Source organism: Bacillus sp. FSL R10-2201, from assembly GCF_038008665.1.
GTDB lineage: Bacteria > Bacillota > Bacilli > Bacillales > Bacillaceae_G > Bacillus_A > Bacillus_A mycoides.
This window is the reverse complement of record NZ_JBBOZP010000001.1, coordinates 3,073,480-3,097,178: the sequence shown is the minus strand read 5'-3', so window position 1 is coordinate 3,097,178 and position 23,699 is coordinate 3,073,480. Positions and strand designations below refer to the sequence as shown.

The window sequence follows — 23,699 nt, the reverse complement described above, 5'->3', positions numbered from 1 at the left end:
TTTTCGTTTTGGGGGTGATTGATTTCTTAGGTTGATAGCGGTGTGGCGGTACCTCATTTAGAAGACTAGTATATACTGCTAGTCTTTTTTTGAAGTAAAAAGGCCACCTATTCCCTAGGAGGCCCTTTTATTTTATATAACTACAAGAACTTGCAACGATGGTGTTTTACAATAATGTCGCTAAGATTGCAAGTAAGCATGATCCAGATCTTGCTACATTATTACGCCGCCTTGCCAAAGATGAGACCCTTCATTATGTTTTTTATCGAGACGTCATTTGAACACATTTGGAATTGGAACTTAACTATTGCTATCATATTGCCAATATAATTAGAAATTTTAAAATGCCAGGTGCTGTCATGCCTGATTTTGAAAATAGAATGGCTGTGATTGCAAAAGAAGCGAATTATGGACCATTACATCCAGTACTTGATGTAGTGGTTGATTATTGGGGTTTAAAAGACTTACGACCAATTGCACCTCTAGCTGAAAAAGCAAGAATTGAGATTATGGAGTACCACACAAGATTGAAAAAAATACGGGAGCGATTTGGTCGTTTTCAAGGGAAAACTGATCTATGTTAATGAGTAGAGATTTCAGAATATAAGTGGGGAATCTGACACACTCCCTATTGTTTTGGGGGTGTTTTTTACTTAATTTAATTTTTACCAAAAAAGTAGTTGACTACAAAAAAGATTTTATGATATTATAAAATATTTGATAAAAAACAACATATATGTTAAGGTTAAGAAGGTTACCATATATGGAGGTGGATTATATGTTTCAAATTGGCGATAACATTGTTTATCCAATGCACGGAGCAGGTATAATTGAAGCCATAGAAGAAAAAGAATTCTCAGGAAAAAAGCAACAGTATTATGTTATAAAAATGTCAATCAGTAATATGCAAGTCATGATTCCTATGGGGAAAATATTAAGTTCGAGTATACGCCCAGTTACTGATATACTTGCATTAAAACACATTATACACATTTTTCAGCATGGAGAATCAGATAGATTATTACCGTGGAAACAAAGGTATAAAGTGAACACGGACAAAATAAAAACGGGTGAAATACAAGAAGGTGCCGAAGTTGTACGTGATTTAATACGTATGAAGAAAGAAAAAGCACTGAATACAAGCGAAAAAAAAATGTTGGATAACGCACATGAATTTTTGATTAGTGAACTAGGATTAATTAAAGGGATCACTGAAAATCAAATAAAAAGTTTCTGTTAAGATTCATTATAGATAATGTATTACATACCCCGAAAATATCCTGAATTTTTCGGGAATATGATTATTATTAAAAGTAAATCATTTCAAAGATATTCAACTTCTTCAACTCACTTTTTGAGTAGAAACCTCTTTTGTTATTACTTCAATCTAATCCATTTTTATTTTTAAATTTCTTTTACGAGCGTTCGAAGTTTCATCAAATAACGCGATCAAATAGTCACTTGATTTTTGAAATCCTGATTCACATTGGCACGGACAAGGATCCGTAAGGATGAAAGAGAGGTAGGGCTTTCATTGTTTTAGGTAATATATTATCTAAGTCATTATTTCTAGAAGAAAAAACAATCGATCTCACCGCTATCTCTTTAAGAGTTCCTTACATCTACTGAGACAGTGAATAGGTAATTGTTTATCTCTTCTTTACGTAAAATTGATAAACGAACTGGTAACACCATATGGTCAACTACAAAAAATGGTTTCCAGACCAGGAAACCATTTTTAATTTCATTTACATAACAATAATAAATTAAGCAGTAAGAAGGAGTGCACACATGAAAAAAATGTTAACAAAAGAATTAAGTAATGAATTAAAGAAGCGGGAAGGGGTCATTTCTATTACAGTTGAGCCTTATGAAAAAATCGAAGTTGGTGGAATTCGTGTAGATGGACCAGCTGTTATTCTAATTAATCAAGAATAGTTGAATGCATGAAGAAAAGGATCAGCCTTTAAAAGAAGGGAGGATCCTTTTTGTTTGCTACTTTTATCTGATGTGTTGGAGTTAAAACGGAAGGAGAGGGTCGGGATTATCATGGTGGAAAGCTTAATATTGGTAGGATTTCTTTTTACGTTATATAAATTAGTTGATAAAAAAACAAGCTAATTATTTAAAAAGATATATTGTTTCCCTTTTAAGGGCGAGATTTATTTGATAGTGAAATGGATAATGTAAAGGAGGAATTTAGATGGATGCAAGGAAAGAACGCATAAAATACGAGAAGATGTCAAAGAACTATGAACATATTTATTTAGTTTCGTTGCTCCTACTAATTGTACTTGTTTGTAGTAGTGTGGTTATCATAGGAGCTACAGGGGGAACATATGGAGTGTTTTTGTTGTTAGCAATTTTACTTAACGCACGTATTACGAAAGAATCTCAAAAAAAGTATGAGCACTATTCTAATAAAGGGCGTATTTAAAATGATACAGAGCCTGAAAGGAACAACCTAGATGTACATGCAAAGTATCCCTATAGCATTACCTATTAACTAGTAAAAAAGAATCGTATATAAATAATTTTTTAGTAATTTAGGAATAGAAAACGTAACTTATTAAAATGTTATTTTCGTTCATATAATGAATTATCCTTCTAGCATATTTATAGGATTTATATCATATAGTGAGAGAAAGAATGTAAGTTAGAAAGGAGTCTTATAGAATGAGTTGTTTGGAGGGAAATGACTTTAGTGAATAAAATATGGTAAGTGTACCTAATCCCTTAATTTGATTTATAATAGATTGGCGTCATAGACGACCAAATAAAAACACAGGGTTTTATCTCTGTGTTTCTTCAGATTTTCGTTTTTGAATATATGCTTGTGCATGAATAATTTCTTCCTGAAGCTCTTTTAATTCTTTCATAGATTCTGATTCAATAACCATGTAAGTAGTAACTAAACTGATCATCATATCCATCTTCTCTACTATATTTTGAATGACCTGTTCAGATTGCTCTTTTTTAGGGTGTTGTATTGCCTTTAATACATTTTCCATATAATTGTTTTTTCTTTGCTGGATATCATAAATAAACTGTTTTGTGTTTGAGTTCATTTGTTGTTCCTCCGTTTTGGATATACTTCTATTCTATCATATTTGAATAGAAAATATTGGATTCCCCTAAATTCACACCTGTCTCGTACATCTCCTCAAACAAACTTAGCTTGATGGCCATGGGGTACCGCCACATATCCATCAAGTTAAAAAACTATTTATCCCCCAAAACGAAAAAAACGAGCTGAATTCACATAAATAATTGTAGAGAGATAAAATTCCGTTTTGGGGGTACTTTAAGATTTTAAGTTGATGGGCATGGGGTAGCACCACATCACTATCAAGTTAAAGTTTTATAATGCCCTTAAAATGAAAAATACGTTATTCTTCTTGTAGAATTATAGGAATGGGTGGCGTATTTTTCATTTTGTTTTGCTAACTTGATGTTGGTGTGGTGTAACCTTAAGTATTTAAAAATTAAAACAAGGTCCCTTAATCATGTTAAAGGGACCTTGCTCACGCAAATAATCTGTAAATCAATTTATCTTTGATATACAGATCATTTGTATGATAATTTTTGTGAATAATTGCTAAATAGTGAACTTACATAAATGCTTTTAGAAGTTCTTGAATTAATGGGATTGCTCCACCTATAAATTTTAAAACTGCCATTGCGATTTCCATATTATGCTCTCCTCTTTTTTCGTATTAAGATGTGATAAATCTTTATAATCTTATTATAGTAAGCGCTTACAATTATAACAATGAATTTTTGTATGCAATATTGCATATTTATACATTAGATGTCTATTATTCATTTTTTAATGGTACTATAGCGAGGTGAGAGTCTTTAAGGGTTCTCCTTAATAGGAGGAAATATGGAAAGAGTGCAGGCGATTTACAGTAATCAAAAATTTAAGAGTTGGGTTAAACAGGTATTAGCTGTAGGAGGAGTAATAGGGTGCTGCTATTTGGTGTTATATGTTTTCTGTTTCTTAGTTATCATGTAAATATTATACAACTAAACTAGTAGAGTCTTGCCTAGAGAGGTAAGGCTCTTTTATTGTATTACCTGGAGATGGGCAAACAATATACAATACTTCTTAGGTTTGTCAGATTACTTTGTATCGTGCTTTGTTTCTCTATATTCTAGAACACTAACTCCTATCATTGAGAGTTAATAAACTTCTATTTAAAGTTTCCATTTATATTGAAAACAGAATTCTATTGATAAAAAATATGTTTTTACTAGATACATATTAAAAAGACAAGCATAAATTATATTAGATTTTAGCAAAATCTTTTTGCCTTGGAAAAGGATTTAAATCTTACTTATAGATTTGATTCCTTTTTATATACCATAATCCTTATATTACTACGTAAATATAATACAGTAAAAATGATTTAAAAGCAAGAATATTATTAGGGGTACGTTCACATCACAATCAAGCTAAGAAAAGCAAATACACCAAAACGAGAAAATTGAAACTTCCAGATGAAAATGTACAATTTTTTGTTTTGGAGCGTTATAAAATTCTTAAGTTGATGGGCATGATATGGTGACCCCATATAGACAACATTCACCCTGATGTTTCCATTTTTATTGAAATATACTAAAATATTACAGGGGAGGGTGTTATGAAAAAAGTAGTTGTGTTTTTTCTTATTGTAGCTTCTATATTGTCAGGTTTTATTGCATTTCAACAAACGGATCATAAAGAATTTGAAAAAATGGAAAAGGTAGAACAGAGGATAGGTAAAGAGTTTGTCATCCCAGATGTACTGGGTTTTGCGAATCCTAGTGAAATTTATCCTATATTACTCGAGGCAGCAAAGGAGTCACATACAAATATTTTTCGTACAAATGTTGCGTATCATGAAGATGAACAGGCAGAAATTTTGAAGTATGTGTTACTAACAACTGAAACGATATATTTTAAACAGTTTCAGTTAAGTGGGGGGGATGTGTTAAAGCCAAAAGACACATTCCAAGGTAATGCTTTTTTATCGACAGTACATACGAAAGATACAAAACAAAAGGGAGTAATAAAAGATTTTGGAGATAATCATGTGATTACAATTAAACCGCTTCAAACGTCGTACGAACATTTACCTATGGCAGGAAGATATGTTGTAGAAGGAGTAGATGATAAATCATACGATGCATTTTTAAAGCTTTTCTCTAAAAAGTTAAATCAGCATTTTAAGCCGAAACAGTATATTGTTGCTGACGATTTTAAACGGAATCTTAGTAATAACGAAGAAGCTCTCGATTCACCAATTAATTCTTTATCCTATATTCAGTATATGGTGTTTATCGTGCTCCTATGTTTTCTCATTTATTATGTATTTAACGAAGCGAAAAGGATTGGCGTTATAAAAATGCACGGGGTATCGAATTTGCGTTTATGGTTTATCGTTATAGGTAGAACTATTGCGAGTATGTTTGTTTTATCGATAGGTATTTCCGTACTTGCAACTGCTTTCGTAAAAAATGTAACTTCAGGGTTTATCTACACCATTATGTTCGATCAATGTAAAACGTATCTCATTATTACAATATTATCTCTCGTTTCATATTTTTATATTTCTAAAATTAAAGTCAATCAAATGATTAAAAATAGAAAAGATACAAAAGGTATATTTGTATTCAATACGCTGTTGAAAGTTACTTGTTCTATTATATTTGTTTTATTAGGGACGTCTATTTTAGAACAATATATTACAGTGAAAGAAAAACAAGTGAATTTAAAAAACTGGGAGAAAAACAAAGATTATGGTGTCTTTTATCCGCTTTCTGTAGGGAATGATGAAGAACAACAAGGGATGCATAAAACGGAGTCAAGTATAAATGGTGATTTGTATCCTATTTTGAATAAAATGGGAGCGGTATTAATTGATTCCAAGGAGTATGAAGAAATAGAATTGTCTAGAAATAAAGATTATAAAGGAATTTGGTCAGTTACCGTAAATAATAATTACCTTCGCGAATTTCCGCTATATGACATACATAATCAGCGCGTGCAAGTTTCAGAAGATACGGAAAACTGGATTTTATTAGTACCTGAAAAATATCAGAACAAGGAAAAGGAAATTCTTCGCTTTTTTGAAGAACGGAGAAAGCCAGCAATAGAATATGAAGAAAAAAGAATGCACAGAGAGGTCCCGAATCATTTACGCAATCGAAAAATAGACATTATTTGGATAAAGAATAATCAGGAAATCTTTAGTTTCAATCCAGATGTATATAAATCTGACAATAACAAAATTAGAGATGAAATTATTGAAGTAATGACAGAAAAGAATAGTTTTGTTGGAGAAAGAGATCTTATATTAGGCGGAGGGGCGAAGGATCCTTTAAAAATTAAGTTGATAAAGCGAGATGCAGGATTAACGTATAAGACACTAGAGCCAGAACTTAAAAGATTAGTATTAGATGATAATTTAAGATATCTTGTAACAGTTGACCAATATATTTCAAAAGATATATACAATCTGCAAAAAACAATGAAAATACTATTGACGGTTACTAGTGGACTAATTGTCGGCATATTATTTTTGGTAACACAGAATATTATTGTGTATTTCAATAAAAATCAGCAGAAAATAGTGGTGCATCGCTTATTTGGCGTAGATTTTTTTAGAACATATAAGGGATACATGTTGCAATTTGTATTAATGTGGATCGTACAACTATCAATTTGCTTCATCGTAAAGAAAGAGTTTGATTTGAAATTACTTACAGTGGTGGCAATGCTTATTTTAATTGAATTTACCGCCTCAATTATTGCATTAATCACGATGGAACGAAGAAATAAAAAAACGGTGATAAAGGGAGGTTAATATAAACGCATGCAATATATATGTGAACTAATAGATGTTTGTAAAAGTTATGGAAATCATGCAGTTTTAGATGAGTTCAATTTAAAAATTTATGAAGGGGAAATGGTTGCGATTATTGGAAAAAGCGGATCTGGTAAAACAACGATTCTAAATATTATAGGAATGCTAGAGAACCCAGATAGCGGAGTCGCTAAATTATTTGGTGCAGAGAGTCCTAATATGGGTTCTAGTAAAGCAAATAAGCTTCTGAGGACAAGAATGTCGTATCTCTTTCAAAATTATGCACTCATCGACAATGATTCTGTAAATAAAAATTTAGAAATTCCCTTGATTTATGCAAAAAAAACAAAGACGGAAAAGAAAGAATTAAAAGCAGCCGCCTTAGAAAAAGTTGGACTGAGCGTATCATTACAGCAAAAAATACACGAGCTTTCAGGTGGTGAGCAACAAAGGGTTGCCATAGCAAGGATACTTCTAAAGCCTTGCGAGTTAATATTGGCCGATGAACCAACAGGCTCTTTAGATGATAACAATAGAAATGAAATCATACAAATTTTAAAAAATCTAAATAAAGAGGGAAAGACAATTGTTATTGTCACGCATGATCCATATGTAGCACAAGTATGCGATAGAGTCATAGAATTATAATTTTTGCGAGAATGAGATTATAAAGGGAGAGGAAAATATACATATCGAACAATTCAAGCAACACATTGAAGAACTATTTGGAGAACATTTACTATTAAACAAATTCCAGCATAAACTAATGTGAATTTTGTCACGCTAAGAAAACCTAACAACAGAAACAAGTATAAATTTTTCTCTAACTAATTGATTATAGCGAATATGACTTCGGTATAGTTGATAGATGAAAATTTATTAAGTTTATCTATATTAATTTACCAAACTTTATGTCACCGTTACAAAAATACGCTATTCTTTCTATAGAATCATAGGAAAGGATGGCGTTTTTTATGTCTGTTTCTGTGTCTGACGAATTACAACTATTTGCTCAAGAGATTCAAAGTTTTTTATCTCCAAATACCTTACGGGATCTTGCTAGAGATGTTGGCTTTGTACAACGAACCAGTAAGTACCAAGCAAAAGATTTAGTAGCTTTATGTGTGTGGTTGAGCCAAAATGTAGCTATGACCTCTTTAACTCAGTTATCTAGCTGTTTAGAAGCATCAACAGAAGTACTCATCAGTCCTGAGGGACTGAATCAGCGGTTTAATAAGGCGGCCGTCCAACTTTTACAACACCTACTAGCCGAACTACTAAGCAAAAAATTGGCCGCATCTATGCCGATTTCTTCTCCATACACTTCTGTTTTCAAGCGTATTCGTATTTTAGATTCAACTGCATTTCAACTCCCGGATGTATTTTCATCGGTTTATCCAGGTGCAGGAGGATGCAGCCATACGGCTGGGATAAAAATTCAACTTGAGTATGATTTGTTAAGTGGACAGTTCTTACATATTCATACAGGTCCAGGTAAACAACATGATCGCACTTACGGCTCTCTGTGTGCCCCAACTGTGACAGCGAATGATTTATGTATCCGAGATTTAGGTTATTTTCATTTAAAAGACCTTCAATATATACAAGATAAAGAGGCCTACTATATCTCTCGTATCAAGTCGAATACACGTATTTATCAAAAAAATCCTAACCCTGATTATTTTCAAGACGGAAGAATTAAGAAAGGTACAGAGTATATACAGATAGATATGGAGACGGTAATGAGCTCCCTTCAACCAGGACAAACATGTGAAATAGCTGATGCTTATGTAGGAATGATTGATAAAGTGCCAGCTCGTGTAATTGTTCACCGATTAACAAAACAACAGCAACAAAAACGATTACAAGATCAAGCTGTAAGAGAAAAAAAGAAAGGAATAAAGTATTCTCCTCGTAGTAAACGACTCAGTGGTATCAATGTATATATGACAAACACCCCTACAGATATTGTTCCGATGGGACAGGTACATGACTGGTATTCTTTGCGTTGGCAAATCGAAATTTTATTTAAAACGTGGAAGTCATTCTTTCAAATCCATCATTGTAAAAAGATAAAACCAGAACGATTGGAGTGCCATTTATATGGTCAATTGATTGCCATTCTACTCTGTTCTTCTATCATGTTTCAAATGCGCCAATTGCTCCTCATGAAGAAAAAAAGAGAGCTTAGTGAGTATAAAGCCATATATATGATTAAAGACTATTTTCTTCTTTTATTCCAAACTATACAAAAAAACGCCCAAGAGCTATCAAAGGTGTTACTTCGCTTGTTCAAACTCCTACAGCAAAACGGGCGGAAATCTCATCGATATGAGAAAAAAACGGTCTTTGATATACTAGGTGTCGTTTACAATTGTACCATGTCAGATAATCAAGCCGCTTAATTCAAAAAAGTGAAACTCGTTAGGGTTTATTTCGTATGCAAATCTTTCAATCAACTACACTTGCCCTTTAGAAAAAAGAAACAATCTCGCCTAAAATTGACTTTGCATAAGCTTAGCTTGATAGCGATGGGGTAGCACCAACAAAACACAAATTTCGTACGCTACGACAGCGTAACGATTTTATGCTACCAGTAAAAAACTGATTAGTGAGAGCTCATAATCTGCGGGGGAGGGACACCCCCGCGAATTTAAGTTTCACTTTATAAAAAAAGTAAGGATCGACCGGTACCGCTCGTTATTGGACTATTACTTTTCCATCCATTCCTTTCAAGTAGTGGAACCGACATATTAGTTCATATGTACCGGGAGTTTCAGGTTTTACGGTAATTGTTATTTCTTTTCCTGACGGGACTTCGGCGTCAATTCCGAGTTTTTTCACTGTGAAGGTATGTTCTCTATTTCCTTTGTTTTTCAATAGCAACGTCGTCGTTTTCCCAACCGGAACAGTGATGATACTCGGATTAAAGTAATCATCATTCAATTCAACCTCAATAGGCTGTCTCACAACGTCGGATTCGGCAAATACACGGAGCGAACCTAAAGTAGTCATAACTACAATCATCGCAAGTGAAATGATTAATCCAGTTAATAGCTTTTTCACAGACATTCACAATCCCTCCTTTCCTAAGCACTAGTGTTTTCAAATTACTAAAATATTATCAATATAAATGGGGTTTAGGCGTGGCTTAAATAGTAATTCTTTCGGCAACTCCTACTAACCAAGTACTAACTGGAATAGGATTTGGGTAAATAAAAAAAGCCTCCACTACTGTGGAAGCTTCTCCAAATGATGTGCAATATCAATATACATATCGGAATAAACCGAATGGATTTCATTACTAGGCGCAGCGTTAGAAGAGAAGTGGACGATTACCATACTTGCTTTCGGATCAATGTAAAGAGTTTGTCCGTAACTGCCTAACACTTCGAAAGCACCTTGTTCATTGTGCGGAATCCACCATTGATTATGATAAGAAATGGAAGCACCATGACCAATTGCGAGCTCACCTTCTTGTACATTTTTCACACTTTCTGTAATAGAAGAAGGGACGATTTGTTTTCCGTCATATTGACCATTATTTAATAGTAATTGTCCGAACCTCGCCATATCTCTAGCAGTTGCATTTAAGCCAGCGCTTGCTTGTTCTACTTTTGTTTCATCTGTAACGTAATACGCGTTTTCTTCCATACCAATTTGAGACCAAATTCGTTCGCTTACATTTTCAGCTAACGATTTCCCTGTAATCGTTCGGATAATCCAAGCGAGTGTTTCAGTTGATCCGTTATTGTAAGAAAAAGCTGAACCAGGTGGTGCAGTTTCTTCTGCTTCTAGTAACATATCATAAATTTTCATAGGCCCCTCGTAATTTTTACCTCGGGGTAAAATATTACTAGCTAAATATAGTTGTGCATCTTGATTTTCTAGTCCTAGCTGCATATATCCGTGAGTAGGGTATTCAGCGGAAACTTGCATGTCCATTAATTGCTGAAGTGTTGCTTTTCCAAACGGTGTATTTTTTAATTCTTTTATGTAAGTGTCAGCTGTTTTCTCTACATCAATAAGATTTTCTTCAGCGAGAGATTGTATGATTGCACCAGTAAACACCTTTGCTAATGATGCCATTCCATGAGGTTCACTCTCGTTATATCCATTGAAATATCGTTCATAAACAAGTTGACCATTATGTACAACGACAAAAGCATCTGTTTTGTTTTCGTCTAAAAGTTTTTTTAGAGGAGTCTTATTTCCAAATCTACGCTCCACAGCAAAATCGTCTAAGTTTTGTAACGCGGTAGGGAAGGGAGCAACTTGATCAGGATTGTTTTTCACTTCATTTATTAAAGTGAATTCTTTCATATGTGTATACGACCAGCGTAAGTAAGGATCGTCTAACCAGTTTTCTTTTGTGACATTTGCTTTAGTGGGGGTCGTTTTATTATTTTTAAAAAAAGTAAACCCAAGCCCTGTAACTACGAATAGTAATACTAGTAACAGTAATAGCAGGGGAGATTTCTTTACATTCATATAGGTACCTCCTTTAGTTTCTATTATAAGTATACGCTCGTCTTAAAATAAATACAAAATAAGGAAAGTAAACGGGTAAGTTTACTTTCCTTATGAACGTTAAGCAGATATTTGTCCGTCTGTACTTTGTTTCTTGAATTTTTGTTTTCGTCCGTGTAATCCATAATATAGAAGTAAAGTGAACGCAACGATAATAGCTGCGATAAAATACATATTATGATAACTTGATTTGGCAGCGACTATACCTAAAATGAAAGAACCGAAGCCAATGCCACTATCAAAGAACGAGTAGTAAGTAGCTGTCGCAGAACCACGTCGATGGTTTGGAGCGGCAGAAATTGCAATCGTTTGGAAACTTGGAATTAATGTTCCGTATCCTAAACCGATTAACATACCTGCGCCAAGGAACCAAAATGAAGTTTGCGCTTGGCTTAAAATGAACATCCCAATTGTGAAAATAATAATAGCGGGATAAATAAGTACATTTTCACCGAAACGATCAAATATTTTCCCTGTAAATGGACGAGAAATGACCACAACAAGTGCGTATAAAATAAAGAAGTAACTTGCAATTTCGCTTAAACCGAGTTCTTTCGCATAAATAGGAATAAAGGATAAAATGCCACTATAAGAAAAGGCTAAAACAAATCCTGTTAGAGCGATTGGAATAGAAGATGGTTCAATTAAGTCTTTCCATTTCATTTTTTCTCGTTTTTGTTTGTTTACTGGTGCTTCATGCGGAATATTGACTAGTAATCCTAATAAAAATGCGAGTAATGAAAATACTGAACAAACGATAAATAGTACAGTAAATGAAAAATGAGAAATAATTGTTAAACCTAAAAAAGGACCAATTACCATCGGTAGACTCATAAATACGCCGTAATAAGCAAGTGCTTCGCCGCGTCTATGAGCTGGTGCTACATCAGTTACAATTGTTCCAGTTGCTGTTGTTGCCATTCCGAATCCAATACCATGTAAGAAGCGAAGGGCAAGTAATAAAAATAAACTTTGCGTACCGAAATACATAACAGTAGCGGCTAAAAATAGTGAAAGTGAAATAAATAATATTTTCTTTCTTCCTAAATCATCGAGCCATTTTCCTGTGAATGGTCTACATAAAACAGATGAAATAAGAAAAACAGTTGCAACTAAACCAATTTCCTCAGGTTTTCCTTTTAGGCTGTCTATAACATAGACAGGCAGAGTAGTCATAAGCATGTAAAATGTTAAAAAGAGAAACAGACTACTAAAACAAGTTCCGAGGAAATCCTTCGTCCAAAGTTTTTCACTTTGCATCGTCATCCCTCCATATTAATGATCTAAATTTTTGATAATTTGTTGTAACAATTGAAAAGCTTCATGTAAGTCTTCTTCTTTAATACCTTCTAGCGTCTTTTCTTCAAAGGAATCAACTTCTTCTTGCCATAGTGGAATCATTTTTAGTGCAGTATCAGATAATGAAATCAACTTTTCACGGCGATCTTTTCCTTCAGTACGAATAATCCAGCCCATCGTTTCCATACGTGTTAACGTACGAGTCATCGTTGGTGATTCAACATTTAAATATTGACATAATTCTGTTTGGGTACAAGATCCAGTTTGATTAATGCGGAAAATAACAGCCCATTGCGCACTAAATAATCCTGTTGGAGATACACGTTCATTAAATTTCTTCGTAAACTTACGAGAAGTTTGACTGACAATGTGGAAAAAATGTTGTTTTTCGTCCATGTATTTTGATCCTTTCAAATTAGTTACCTAGCTAACTATATACCTTTTTATTTTACTTGTCTAGTAATAGACATGTTGTTTTATGTGGAAATTTCGTATAGATTTTGTATTGAGAACGTACATTCTACATGGTATTCTTTAATTAAGTAAAGAATTTTCTTTCTATTAAAAGAATGGGGGAACTTGTGATGATTAAGCCTGCAACAATGGAGTTTGTTTCACTATCGAACGGAGAAACGATTGCGTATCAGGAAGTTGGAAGGCAAAATACAGAAATTCTTGTACTCATTCACGGGAACATGACATCGTCACAACACTGGGATTTAGTTATTGAAAAGTTACAAGATCAATACCATATTTACGCTCTTGATTTAAGAGGATTTGGCCAATCAACATATAATCAATCGATAGATTCTTTACAAGACTTTGCAAGAGATGTAAAACTATTTATCGATCAATTAAAACTAGAAAAATTTTCATTAATGGGCTGGTCAATGGGCGGTGGTGTTGCGATGCAATTTACAGCGAATCATCCAACATTTGTCGAAAAGTTGATTTTAGTAGAATCAGTGGGAATGAAGGGATATCCAATTTTTAAAAAAGATATTAACGGGCAACCGATCGTATCAAGTTTAGTAAAGACGAAAGAAGAAATCGCGCAAGATCCCGTACAAATTGCTCCAGTGCTAGATGCGATAAAAAATATGAATAAATTATATTACCGTACAGTATGGAATCTATTAATATATACACATAATCAACCTGAACCGGATCGTTATGAAAAGTATTTAGATGATATGTTAACGCAACGTAATTTCGTAGATGTGAATTATGCGCTCATTACATTTAATATTTCGGATGAACATAACGGGGTTGTAGAGGGAAATAAGCAAATTCATCATATTAAAGCTCCAACACTCGTCATACAAGGTGACAGAGATTACGTCGTACCGCAAGTAGTCGGTGAGGAATTAGCAAAACATTTGCCAAATGCAGAGTTGAAGATATTAGAAGATTGCGGACACTCACCGTTTATAGATTGTTTAGATGTGTTTATAAAACATGTAGAGGATTGGTTAGACAATAAATAATTCCCGAAATATAAAACTTGCATATACTATAGCATTTGTATGTATAAGGGGAGAGAGTCAATGCATAATCCATTTTTAATATATCATTCTCCATATAATGATCATCAATATATAAAAATGATTATAAATCCGATGTATATGGAAGTTTCATCAGCTGTAGTTCCTTTGCAAGTGCAGCAATCAATGGTCCATACACATCCGATTTTATTTGGGCCTTCATTTTATGAAAATCCATATTTTAAGCATTTTCATTACAATGTGAAAGCGCAAGTATGGGAAGGATAAGAAGCTAAAAGGTTCATTCTTTTAGTTTCTTTTTTATTATGAATATTCGTACACGCATTTGAAGAAACAGTTTATAATGAAAAGTGGAAAGCGTGAAAAGGAGAGGGAAAGGGATGTCGATGCGTTTTACTTTTTGGATTATGGTTGGAATTGTAGCAATCTCAGGTTTGTCACAAGGGATGCTTTTACCTGCCATTGCAATGATTTTTGAACAAGAAGGGGTTAGTTCAAGTATTAACGGTATTCATGCGACGGCATTATATATTGGGATATTAGTTATTTCACCGTTTCTTGAAAAACCGATGCAAAAGTTTGGAATGAAGCCAATTATCGTTATTGGTGGGTTTCTCGTTATTATTTCATTATTCTTTTTTACACAAACTTTTTCATTTTGGGTATGGTTCGTTCTTAGATTTCTAGTTGGAGTCGGAGATCATATGCTTCATGTCGGAACACAAACATGGATTACGACAACATCAGACTCGAGTAAAATAGGTAGACAAGTATCGATATACGGTGTATTCTTCGGAATTGGTTTCGCAGTTGGCCCGTATTTAGCAAGCACTGTTCAGTACGGTCTTGCAACACCATTTATCGTATCTACTATACTTTGCTTAATAGGATGGCTTTTACTACTACCAACGAAAAATGCATTTCCAGCACAAGATGAGGCAAAAACTGAAAGTGAATCATCCTTTTCTCGTTATAAACAAGTCGTTGGATTAGCTTGGATTGCGCTAATTGGTCCGCTCGCATACGGCGTACTTGAAGCGATGTTAAATAGTAACTTACCAGTATACGCGCTTCGTAAAGGATGGTCTGTATCGGAAGTTTCCTTCTTATTACCAGCATTCGCAGTTGGAGGTATTATTACACAAATCCCGCTCGGTATATTAAGTGATAAATACGGAAGAGACCGTATTTTAACGTGGACGTTCAGTGTAAGTACGGGCATTTTCCTACTTGCAGCAGTATTTGATCAATATTACTGGATCGTCTTTGCATGTATGCTTATAGCAGGTATGGTCATTGGCTCGTGCTTCTCACTAGGGCTTGGATTTATGACAGATTTATTACCGAGACACTTACTACCAGCGGGTAATATATTATCCGGAATCGCCTTTAGTATAGGAAGTATTATGGGACCTGTATTAGGAGGCGTATTTATAGAAAAAATACAGTATACAAGCTTTTTTATTGCGGTTATGATTATAATGGGAATTCTCGCAATGGTATATATGGTCTACATGAAGAATCAATTCGCATCAAGAAAAATAGAAAGTAGGTTAGGGCATGACAAAACAACCTAATAAAAAGAAATTTGAAGTACTCGAAAACGAAACAATTACAGACTGCTTAGCGCGTATGGAACAAGAAGGATATGCACCGTCTCGTCGCATGGAAGAACCAATCTTTCATGAAGTGAAGAAAAACGGCAAAACAGAAGTTGAACCATGCGGTAGAAAAATTGTTTTTGAGGGGAAATTGAAGTAATCTCATAACAAATAGCCATCCAATTCATTTGAGTTGGATGGCTTGTTTTTTTACTGAACAATGAAAGGCTTAGCTAGAGATCTTTGTTAGTGAAGGTAGTATAGAGAGAAACTAACTACATGAAAATGTAAATTTAAGGATGATTAATGTATTGAATTTTAGGATTGGGACATCAGTTATAGAGCTGGATACCTATACATTTGAAGGAAAGAACAATTATACAAAAGTAGGATGTTTAAAAATATATTAATTTGTATGATAAAAACAAAACATATTTTAAAAAAATTAGAAAGGAGGGAGAAATATATAATGATACAAAGCATATATGAAACTCATTTACATGTCAGAAATTTAGAAAAGGCAATAGATTTCTATCAAAATAAGTTAGGTTTAGCATTAGCAAAGAGACTATCGAAAAGACGAGTTGCGTTCTTTTGGGTAGGAGAAAATAAAAAACAAATGCTCGGATTATGGGAAGTACATATAAATGAAGAATTTGAGACGAAACACTTCGCTTTTCGTGTAGATTTAGAGTTTTTAAATGCTTCAAAATTATGGTTAGAGAAGCGTGGAATAGAGGTAGTAGGGAGTCAAGGGAAAGGAAATCGAGAACCAATTGTCCAAAGGTGGATGCCAGCTGCAAGCGTATATTTTCTAGATTGTGATGGAAATAAATTAGAGTTTATTTCTATGTTATATGATGATCCAGATGAACTAGAATATGCAACGTATTTAAGTGAATGGAATGCGGAGCACTAAGAAAAATAAAGTGGAACTTTAATCAGTAGTAGTTTTACAGCTTTGTATTATGTTAAATAGATAGAAACAAAATAAAATCCCTCAAGAAAAGGCACGTTCTTGAAGGATTTTTTTATGCTTTATATATTTTATATTGCTTGTAACGTATTAATGATGTTCACTTTTAGATATTTCAGCGCGTTGAATATAACCATCAGAGAAGCTGAAATAAAGAGAATAGCTTCCTCGATTATATATAAAGCCTTCACTAGTCATATCCTCTCCAATTCCATCTGGCTCACCAAACCACTCTTTTAATTCATCGATAGTGATATCCATTTTTACCCATATATATCTAGCGTCCGAAGGGTACATATCAATATTATAATCTCCATATACCGCTGTAGTAGGTGCATCACATTCTGTACATGGTGCTTGCTTCCAAACATCAGGCACTCCAAATTCTTTTTTTACCTCAGATATATCTTTACCCAGTACATCTAATTTAAATGGACCAAACGTCCCATCCTGTAAAGCTGTTGCTAACATTTGTTTCAGTTCTTCTTTTGTATTGATGTTGAAATTATAAGATCTGTTCTTTGCTATTGCATTATAGAAAAATTGTGCATACTGCTCACGTTTCACAAGCATGTTGCCATTAAAATTACCAGACTCGTCACCTTGGGATATCCGGTTACTACGTAGCGTATTTACAGATTCATAGGCCCAATGACCTTTTGGTACATCTTTAAAGTTCTCTTGTCCTTTTGAGTTTAATTGAAATGCCTTTTGCAATACTACTGCCATCTCATACCGATTTAATGCGTCATCTGGACGAAATGCACCTGTTCCATCACCTGTCATAATTCCAGCTTGCGCAATGGCTTTGATATCCTTTTCAAACATATGATTTGTAATATCACTAAACATATTTCCCTGTTTATCATCTGCTATTAAACCTAAATGTCGATTGACTAAAGAAGCAACCTGTCCTCTAGTAATGTTGTCCCCAAAACCAAATTTTCCATTTCCATATCCCTTATAAATCCCTGCTGCTGCTAAGTAATCAATAGCAGTTTTTGACCAGTGGTCCTTTGGTACATCTGTAAATACAGTGTTCGCATTGCCAGCTACTTTATAGTTATTCGTAGTTGTTTGTGCGTTTGCTGTGCCTACCATCATTGTAGTTGCTAGTGCTGTGGTGATTACGAATCCCAAAATTTTTTTAGCTTTGCTTGTTTTCTTGCCCATTTGAGAAAGCCTCCCCAGTTTAATTTAACTTTATTAAATATACGTATTACACATATACATCTAATACAGCTAAATGTACACATCGTAATTATAACATGTAAATGATGATCATTTGTAATTAATTCACTTAATGTGGATAAAATTCCAATAATCTATATAAAACTATAATTTTTAGATAATAAATATTCATTGCTATTTAATTGAAGAAAAATGCGAAACCTTTTTATAAAATATGGAAATGTTAAAACCCCTTTGATAGAATAGCAATATGCAAAAATAATTATTTATAAATTCTCAATGTAATGAATATTCATGTTTAAATATACGAATTTAACTACATAGTTATTGTAATAAAGGGGGAGAAAGATGTTAGATGAATTATATAATGCTTTTTTAAATGCATCGGGTTTTACAGAAAGCGCGAGGAAACGAGATCAGTATGATAAATTACATGATTATTTAAAAGATCAAGAAAGAGAGTTAAAACGATTCATTCAAGATGCTGAATCAGCGAGGAGAGATTATGAGAGTAAAAGTAATGGCTTAGAAGCTAATAAAATTCCGGCAGTTGAATTTGAACAAAAACGTCATGAAAAGGATGAAGAATTAAATACAGTACTATCCTATTTTAAAAGTGCATTAAGCGATGTTGGATCTGCGATAGGTACAGCTTATGCAAAGTATTTGGAATATAAAGCGAAAGCAGAAGCGGAGAAAGCGTCCGCATACAATGCAGCGACCAAGGCTTTTGAAGAAAAGAAAAAGGAAATTGAAAATCTTATCCATTAAACATATAAAGAATGGGGGAACCCACATGAGTGGTAAAGAGGTTGAAATTATAGGAAGTAACACTGCAAGTGCCATTTCTTACGCGCAAAATATTGAAAATGGTATGAAGGATTCTTTAAACCAAGCGAAAAACTTAAAAGCATACGTTACATGTGCGAACTGGAATGGAAAAACGAGAGATGCCTTTTTAAGTTATCTAGATTTAATCATTCAATATAACTCAGAAATGGTAGAGGCATTTGAAGGACATACGAAAGCTTTGAAAGAGTTAGATAAAAGTATTCAGACGTACGGAGATAGACCGGAAGTAAGGGCGATAAAACAGTTGTGATGGAGAAATGAGGGATAAAAGAATGGGAAAAGAAATGAATTTTGCACCTGCTGAATTATATGTTCTCGCAGGTGCAGCTGGGGTTACGGATATATTTGGATTGCCAAACCGTGACGTAATTATTTTACTTGATGAAGAATGTGTCACAAAAGCAACTACGAGTTTAAAAGAAAAAGGCTTACTTACAAGCGAAAATGGAATTACCCCTGCAGCTTTTCAAATTATTGAGCTATTAAAGGAATATGAAAATTGTCATGAATACACGAGAATTAATAATGTATTAATTGGTTTTTTGAAACATGATAAAGATCGAGTGGCTGTATTAACAGAAGTAGAGCTAAATAAAAAATACGAGATCGACTACATACCAAAGCCAGACGTATATTTTTCATTATTAACACGCATCCCTTTCTTGTTGAGAGAACCGAGGGAAATAGAAGATACATTTTTCTCAAAGAGAATGACAGAAACAGAACAACAAACATTTGAGGAAAAAGATTTATCAAATAAAGACGTTATAGCGATGGAAACGTATACGAGGCCTCGGAGTAATAGAGGAGGAAAATGGGAATGTTTCTTATATTTCACTGAAGGAGAAGATTTCGTTCAAATAGATGTAGATCGTAATCGATATGACTGGGTGAGCCTCTATGCGGTTAATAAGAAATTGTATGACGTGTTAAAAATGCCGTATAAAAAATTAATTGACCCGAGACAATTCTCGTTAGGAGGTATTGAATAATGCAAGTATCAATGGGAGATGGCGGTTCTAGTGGTGGAGAAGAAGTATTAGTTAATTTTCAAGAACTACTTGATATAGTAATGAAGTTAGAAAACATATATACAATCCATGTAGACGTCATTGGAACGAATATTGAGAGTTTACTAAGCTGTGATTTTTATCAAAAAGGTGAAGCGATGAGAGTAATTGAAAAATATCCTGATATATTACATAAAACACTTGAATTGGCTGAACACTATTCTAGATCGGCGAAAGTTGTAGGAAATGTATGCGTGGAAATGCTTGAAAAGGACGAACAATTACGTGAAAGATTAAGTAAGTTGTAGAAATCACCATACGGCTGGGGGATGAAAACAAAATGGATGTGAAATATAGACCTGAACCATGGCAAGACATGGGAGATGGTATGAATCGAATTACAAAAGATGCTCTCATGAAATTACGGGACGCAAATGAATTATTAAAAAGAATTGATGGAAGAATACGAGATTCAGATTCGGATGGTAGTATACATTTTAACCCAAAAGATCAATCGCAAAAAATCGGAGAATTACTTGATAGCTATTCGACATTACAAAAATATTGCGGAGAAGCAGGGCGAGTAGTCTCTGAACATATAGATAAACCTTTTTTAGTAGAAATGGATAAATTCGCTCAAAAAATGAGAGATACATCTATTCTCAGTTTCGAAACAAATAACCGAATTGGCTCTACAACAACGACAGTATTACCAGATGCGCACGCAGGGTACGGAAGTATACCACAAACAATACAGACGAAAAAAGATAAAATAACAGTAGAAGATATTTTTAAAGATTCACCTGCATTTGATAACGTACTGAGAGGGGAATACAAAGAACTAAAAAAACAAAATCCAGATGCAAAACTAAATTATGAAGAATACAAGAAAGTAGTCCCATCCACACGAGGATTTGAATACAAATCGATAGAAGATGAACAGAAAAAACTAGAAATGATACGAGACATAGGAATAGGCGTAGGAATCATCATCACAACAATCCTTTGCCCACCACTCGGGGCCGCTGCCGCAGTAGTATACGGCGCTGTACAAATAAAAAGCGGTATCGACGGAGAAGACTGGGGAACACACCGGAAATTGAGCCAAGAAGAACGCACAGCAAACATTATTTTTGGCGGATTAGACGCAATCCCAGTTGTTGGAGCAGTAGGAAAAGGAGTAAAAGCATTCAAAGGCACGAATGAATTAGCTGATTTAGCGAAATTATTAAAATTCAAAGAAGGAATGCCTGGTTTCAATCCAAATTTGGGTAAAAATGTGGTACAATCATTGCGTGATAATAAAGCTATTATGCTTGACCGTGCGAAACTAGCAAGTCTTAAAATGGAGAAATCCGGAAATGAACAGATGTATCAACTTGGTGAAAAAATGGCCAAAAGCATAGATGATATGACAGCGAAATCGAAAAGCTTTGAAGTTGACGGAAATGGCTTAATAATATCTAAACAAGGTGGTACAGATTTACAAAGCTGGGTGAATAAGCATCATACAGCAAGTAATAAGATTATAGATGATGAGATTAAGGGTGTAGAGGCTTCTCTTACGAAAAAGAATATTCTTCCGAGTGAAAAATTAGCAGAACAAGAACTTATGCTAAAAAATAGTGAAGAAATTCTAAATGATGTAGGATTAAATGAAGAGAGTATAGCATGGTTTTCTAACTCTTTAAAAAATGAAAAGATTCATCCAAATGACTGGAAAGGGAAACTTACATGTGTCAGCGGTGATGGAAAACATTTAACTGAGCGTGAATTAAAGTATATAAATCAAGAGCTAAAAAAGGGGCATGATGTAAATCTTGATCAGATAAAATCTTTGAGAGAACAAGCGAGTCAAATAGCTGATGATTATGCAACTAAAATAAGAAGTGATGAAAAATGGACGCAATTAACTAAGGAACATGCAGCGTCTAAACAGCCTTCTACAATACTTGGTCATGAATTGGAAAATTTAGGTGTGAAAAGGTCGCCCAAAAATGAAGCACACCATATTATTCCTTATAATCAAGGGAAGTTACGGAAGTACATAGAGAAATATGGTATAGATGGGAACGCGGCTGCAAACGGTGTGTTTCTGCCTCAAAACTATCACCCTAATTGGCCAGGGCAGGTTACTCATAGTGCATGGAATAATTTGAATGAAAAAGGGAATATGATGTTTAGACATGGACAAGAATATATAGATTATTTAGAAAAAAGGTTGATAGAGATAGATAAATTAGATGAAAGGATCCTCTCAAAAGCAGGTAAAAAACAAGAAATTCTATCTTTCATTGCAGAGATAAGAAGTGGTTTATTAACAGGGAAAATACAATTCTTGTACAAAGATTGAGAATAAGGAGAGTTTACATGAAAATATGGCAACTAACAAATCTATCAGGTTATGATGAAGTAACTACTTATAGTGAAAGTGAACAAGAAGTATTTGATGATGGATTTAATGGTACACCTATGCTTAGTACATGGAAACCGATTCAAATGAAAACATATAAACATAAGGAAAAAGCCGATTTATTAAGTTTTGAAGGAGAGTCATTTCCTAACCCACCTATTTTTACAAAAAAAGCTATACATATTTTAAATGATTTAATAGAGGATCAAGTAGAGTGTTTGCCTCTGTTACATGAAACATATAGTTGTTATGCTGTAAATGTAACGAATATTTTTGAGTGTGTGGATCATAGAAAATCGGTTCCTACTAAATACGGTGGTTACGATGAGTTTATCTTTATCCCAGAAAAAGTAGAAAATCAGCATATATTTCGCAATAGCAACACGCAGCATTCGTTAGGAGATTTCCCTATTACATCTGTAGAAATATTTGTATCAGATGCTTTTAAAGAAAGAGTTACAAATAGTGGATTGAAAGGGTTTCGTTTTAAATTAGTATGGGAATCTGATGAGAAAAATGATGAACAAGAAATAGAAAATAATCCAATGATACGCCCAACGTCAATAGAAGATTTTAAGTCACATATTCAGCAGCATTATGGAATGATTACGAATCATATAGAAGCAAATACAAAAATGATCACCGATGTAGAATTATATGATGTTGGACCAAATAAAATGGTTGATTGTCATACAGTAGTAACGTATCGAAATAGCTATTTCCGTATGCCAGCTCCATCAAGTGTAGATAGTGGTTATGCAGAGCTTGTCATGCATCTACCGAAGGATTGGGATGTATCAGTATCCGCTTTGGCGAGTTCGAAATACGCTTGGCCTTTACGCCTTTTACAGAACTTTGGAAAAGATGTAATGCGAAATGGATATTGGTTGGGGCAGTGGCTTGTATTTCCAAATCAATCAGAGGAATATTTGAAAAATTCATATGTAGCCCAGTTAGGTGGAGCAGAACAAGATCTAAATGCGCCAATTCATCCATATAGTGAAGAGACGAAATTTTCTGGTGTTATGGTTGTACCACCGCTTCCACAATGTTCAGGTGCATTCAAAATGGAATTTCGTGAGGATGGTAAAAGAATAGAGGGTGACTGGCCAATCTACTTCCATACATTATTACCATTATATAAAGAGGAAATCCATTGTTATTATGCAGATGGGCTTGATGTATTATTACAAAAGTTAATGAAAAATGGCGTTGAAGCAGCATTTGACTTTAATCGAGAGAATACTTGTAAGTAAGGAAGAGTAAGTTATCAAAAGATACTATAACAGTTTGGAAGAGTCAATAAAAAAAGAATTTAAAGATAACTATGAAAGTATGGTGTATGGTAATGAAGCTGTTAGTGCATATAGTAATAACATGATGAGAAATTACACCAATTTTAGAACTATCATAGATTATAAAATAATTGTTACTTTATAGTGCACCAAATGGTTTGACTTAGTAAGCGATA

23 protein-coding genes and 2 pseudogenes are annotated in these 23,699 nt (G+C 33.9%); 18 read left to right on the top strand and 7 right to left on the bottom strand.

The genetic code is table 11. The features are described 5' to 3' along the window. Window positions 1-140: 140 nt before the first annotated feature. From NSQ69_RS16000 to NSQ69_RS15985, 4 genes and pseudogenes are all read left to right on the top strand, one after another. Window positions 141-584: pseudogene (locus NSQ69_RS16000) on the top strand (acyl-ACP desaturase); the annotation flags it as partial. Between the two features lie 194 nt (window positions 585-778). Beyond that, entirely contained in the window at window positions 779-1,240 is a 462-nt protein-coding gene (locus NSQ69_RS15995; protein WP_002131165.1) for a CarD family transcriptional regulator, read from the top strand. Window positions 1,241-1,791: 551 nt separating this feature from the next. Beyond that, window positions 1,792-1,938: a BC1881 family protein gene (locus tag NSQ69_RS15990; RefSeq protein ID WP_000738549.1), complete on the top strand. Its 147-nt coding sequence runs from the start codon at window positions 1,792-1,794 to the stop codon at window positions 1,936-1,938. 265 nt (window positions 1,939-2,203) lie between these two features. Continuing rightward, window positions 2,204-2,437, top strand: a complete 234-nt coding sequence (locus NSQ69_RS15985; RefSeq protein ID WP_002131164.1) for a hypothetical protein — start codon at window positions 2,204-2,206, stop codon at window positions 2,435-2,437. Between the two features lie 355 nt (window positions 2,438-2,792). On the opposite strand, the gene NSQ69_RS15980 is transcribed toward NSQ69_RS15985, so the two are convergent. Beyond that, window positions 2,793-3,068: a hypothetical protein gene (locus tag NSQ69_RS15980; RefSeq protein WP_063225674.1), complete on the bottom strand. Its 276-nt coding sequence runs from the start codon at window positions 3,066-3,068 to the stop codon at window positions 2,793-2,795. Between the two features lie 543 nt (window positions 3,069-3,611). Further along, window positions 3,612-3,798, bottom strand: a pseudogene (locus NSQ69_RS15975) (hypothetical protein). Between the two features lie 848 nt (window positions 3,799-4,646). Here NSQ69_RS15975 and NSQ69_RS15970 point away from each other — a divergent pair. The 3 genes from NSQ69_RS15970 (at window position 4,647) to NSQ69_RS15960 (ending at window position 9,256) form a co-directional block, all read left to right on the top strand. Continuing rightward, the gene (locus tag NSQ69_RS15970; protein ID WP_341099490.1) at window positions 4,647-6,851 is read left to right on the top strand and encodes a bacteriocin-associated integral membrane family protein; all 2,205 of its coding nucleotides are present in this window, start codon (window positions 4,647-4,649) and stop codon (window positions 6,849-6,851) included. 9 nt (window positions 6,852-6,860) lie between these two features. Further along, complete coding sequence (locus NSQ69_RS15965; protein ID WP_215576337.1) at window positions 6,861-7,499, top strand: ABC transporter ATP-binding protein; 639 nt, start codon at window positions 6,861-6,863, stop codon at window positions 7,497-7,499. A gap of 326 nt (window positions 7,500-7,825) precedes the next feature. Further along, complete coding sequence (locus NSQ69_RS15960) at window positions 7,826-9,256, top strand: IS4 family transposase (RefSeq protein ID WP_215576338.1); 1,431 nt, start codon at window positions 7,826-7,828, stop codon at window positions 9,254-9,256. 295 nt (window positions 9,257-9,551) lie between these two features. Here the strand turns inward: NSQ69_RS15960 and NSQ69_RS15955 are convergent, their stop codons facing one another. From NSQ69_RS15955 to NSQ69_RS15940, 4 genes are all read right to left on the bottom strand, one after another. Further along, the gene (locus tag NSQ69_RS15955; protein ID WP_002084529.1) at window positions 9,552-9,923 is read right to left on the bottom strand and encodes a cupredoxin domain-containing protein; all 372 of its coding nucleotides are present in this window, start codon (window positions 9,921-9,923) and stop codon (window positions 9,552-9,554) included. A 159-nt stretch (window positions 9,924-10,082) separates the two neighbouring features. Next, entirely contained in the window at window positions 10,083-11,342 is a 1,260-nt protein-coding gene (locus NSQ69_RS15950) for a serine hydrolase domain-containing protein (RefSeq protein ID WP_341099488.1), read from the bottom strand. A 99-nt stretch (window positions 11,343-11,441) separates the two neighbouring features. Further along, window positions 11,442-12,641: an MFS transporter gene (locus tag NSQ69_RS15945; RefSeq protein WP_002128166.1), complete on the bottom strand. Its 1,200-nt coding sequence runs from the start codon at window positions 12,639-12,641 to the stop codon at window positions 11,442-11,444. Window positions 12,642-12,656: 15 nt separating this feature from the next. Beyond that, window positions 12,657-13,076, bottom strand: a complete 420-nt coding sequence (locus tag NSQ69_RS15940; RefSeq protein ID WP_002128165.1) for a MarR family winged helix-turn-helix transcriptional regulator — start codon at window positions 13,074-13,076, stop codon at window positions 12,657-12,659. A 173-nt stretch (window positions 13,077-13,249) separates the two neighbouring features. Here NSQ69_RS15940 and phaZ point away from each other — a divergent pair, with 173 nt between their 5' ends. The 5 genes from phaZ to NSQ69_RS15915 all read left to right on the top strand — a co-directional run bounded on the left by phaZ (window position 13,250) and on the right by NSQ69_RS15915 (window position 16,705). Further along, window positions 13,250-14,167: an intracellular short-chain-length polyhydroxyalkanoate depolymerase gene (phaZ, locus tag NSQ69_RS15935; protein ID WP_002013809.1), complete on the top strand. Its 918-nt coding sequence runs from the start codon at window positions 13,250-13,252 to the stop codon at window positions 14,165-14,167. Between the two features lie 60 nt (window positions 14,168-14,227). Further along, window positions 14,228-14,452: a hypothetical protein gene (locus NSQ69_RS15930; protein ID WP_002128163.1), complete on the top strand. Its 225-nt coding sequence runs from the start codon at window positions 14,228-14,230 to the stop codon at window positions 14,450-14,452. A gap of 113 nt (window positions 14,453-14,565) precedes the next feature. Continuing rightward, a complete protein-coding gene (locus NSQ69_RS15925; RefSeq protein WP_341099487.1) occupies window positions 14,566-15,762 on the top strand; it encodes an MFS transporter in 1,197 nt (398 codons plus the stop codon). Further along, window positions 15,746-15,946, top strand: a complete 201-nt coding sequence (locus NSQ69_RS15920) for an NETI motif-containing protein (protein WP_000166305.1) — start codon at window positions 15,746-15,748, stop codon at window positions 15,944-15,946. The genes NSQ69_RS15925 and NSQ69_RS15920 overlap by 17 nt, the downstream gene beginning before the upstream one ends. A gap of 309 nt (window positions 15,947-16,255) precedes the next feature. Then, window positions 16,256-16,705, top strand: a complete 450-nt coding sequence (locus NSQ69_RS15915; protein WP_002185408.1) for a VOC family protein — start codon at window positions 16,256-16,258, stop codon at window positions 16,703-16,705. Window positions 16,706-16,852: 147 nt separating this feature from the next. Here NSQ69_RS15915 and NSQ69_RS15910 read toward each other — a convergent pair whose 3' ends face one another. Beyond that, window positions 16,853-17,935 carry an S-layer homology domain-containing protein gene (locus NSQ69_RS15910; RefSeq protein WP_033730817.1) on the bottom strand — a complete coding sequence of 361 codons (1,083 nt, stop codon included), beginning with the start codon at window positions 17,933-17,935 and terminating at the stop codon, window positions 16,853-16,855. 366 nt (window positions 17,936-18,301) lie between these two features. Between NSQ69_RS15910 and NSQ69_RS15905 the strand changes: the two genes are divergently transcribed. The 6 genes from NSQ69_RS15905 to NSQ69_RS15880 are packed head-to-tail and all read left to right on the top strand — an operon-like array spanning window position 18,302 to window position 23,484. Then, window positions 18,302-18,724 (top strand): hypothetical protein, encoded by a 423-nt coding sequence (locus NSQ69_RS15905; RefSeq protein ID WP_002137256.1) that lies wholly within the window; start codon window positions 18,302-18,304, stop codon window positions 18,722-18,724. Window positions 18,725-18,749: 25 nt separating this feature from the next. Further along, on the top strand, window positions 18,750-19,055 hold the full coding sequence (locus tag NSQ69_RS15900; protein ID WP_002110836.1) for a WXG100 family type VII secretion target: 306 nt from the start codon (window positions 18,750-18,752) through the stop codon (window positions 19,053-19,055). Window positions 19,056-19,077: 22 nt separating this feature from the next. Further along, a complete protein-coding gene (locus tag NSQ69_RS15895) occupies window positions 19,078-19,797 on the top strand; it encodes a DUF5081 family protein (protein WP_033730816.1) in 720 nt (239 codons plus the stop codon). Next, a complete protein-coding gene (locus NSQ69_RS15890) occupies window positions 19,797-20,123 on the top strand; it encodes a hypothetical protein (RefSeq protein WP_002013799.1) in 327 nt (108 codons plus the stop codon). Before NSQ69_RS15895 ends, NSQ69_RS15890 begins: the two co-directional genes overlap by 1 nt. A gap of 32 nt (window positions 20,124-20,155) precedes the next feature. Further along, on the top strand, window positions 20,156-22,168 hold the full coding sequence (locus NSQ69_RS15885; RefSeq protein WP_263892953.1) for an AHH domain-containing protein: 2,013 nt from the start codon (window positions 20,156-20,158) through the stop codon (window positions 22,166-22,168). A 17-nt stretch (window positions 22,169-22,185) separates the two neighbouring features. Next, entirely contained in the window at window positions 22,186-23,484 is a 1,299-nt protein-coding gene (locus NSQ69_RS15880; RefSeq protein WP_087962558.1) for a suppressor of fused domain protein, read from the top strand. Window positions 23,485-23,699: the final 215 nt, after the last annotated feature.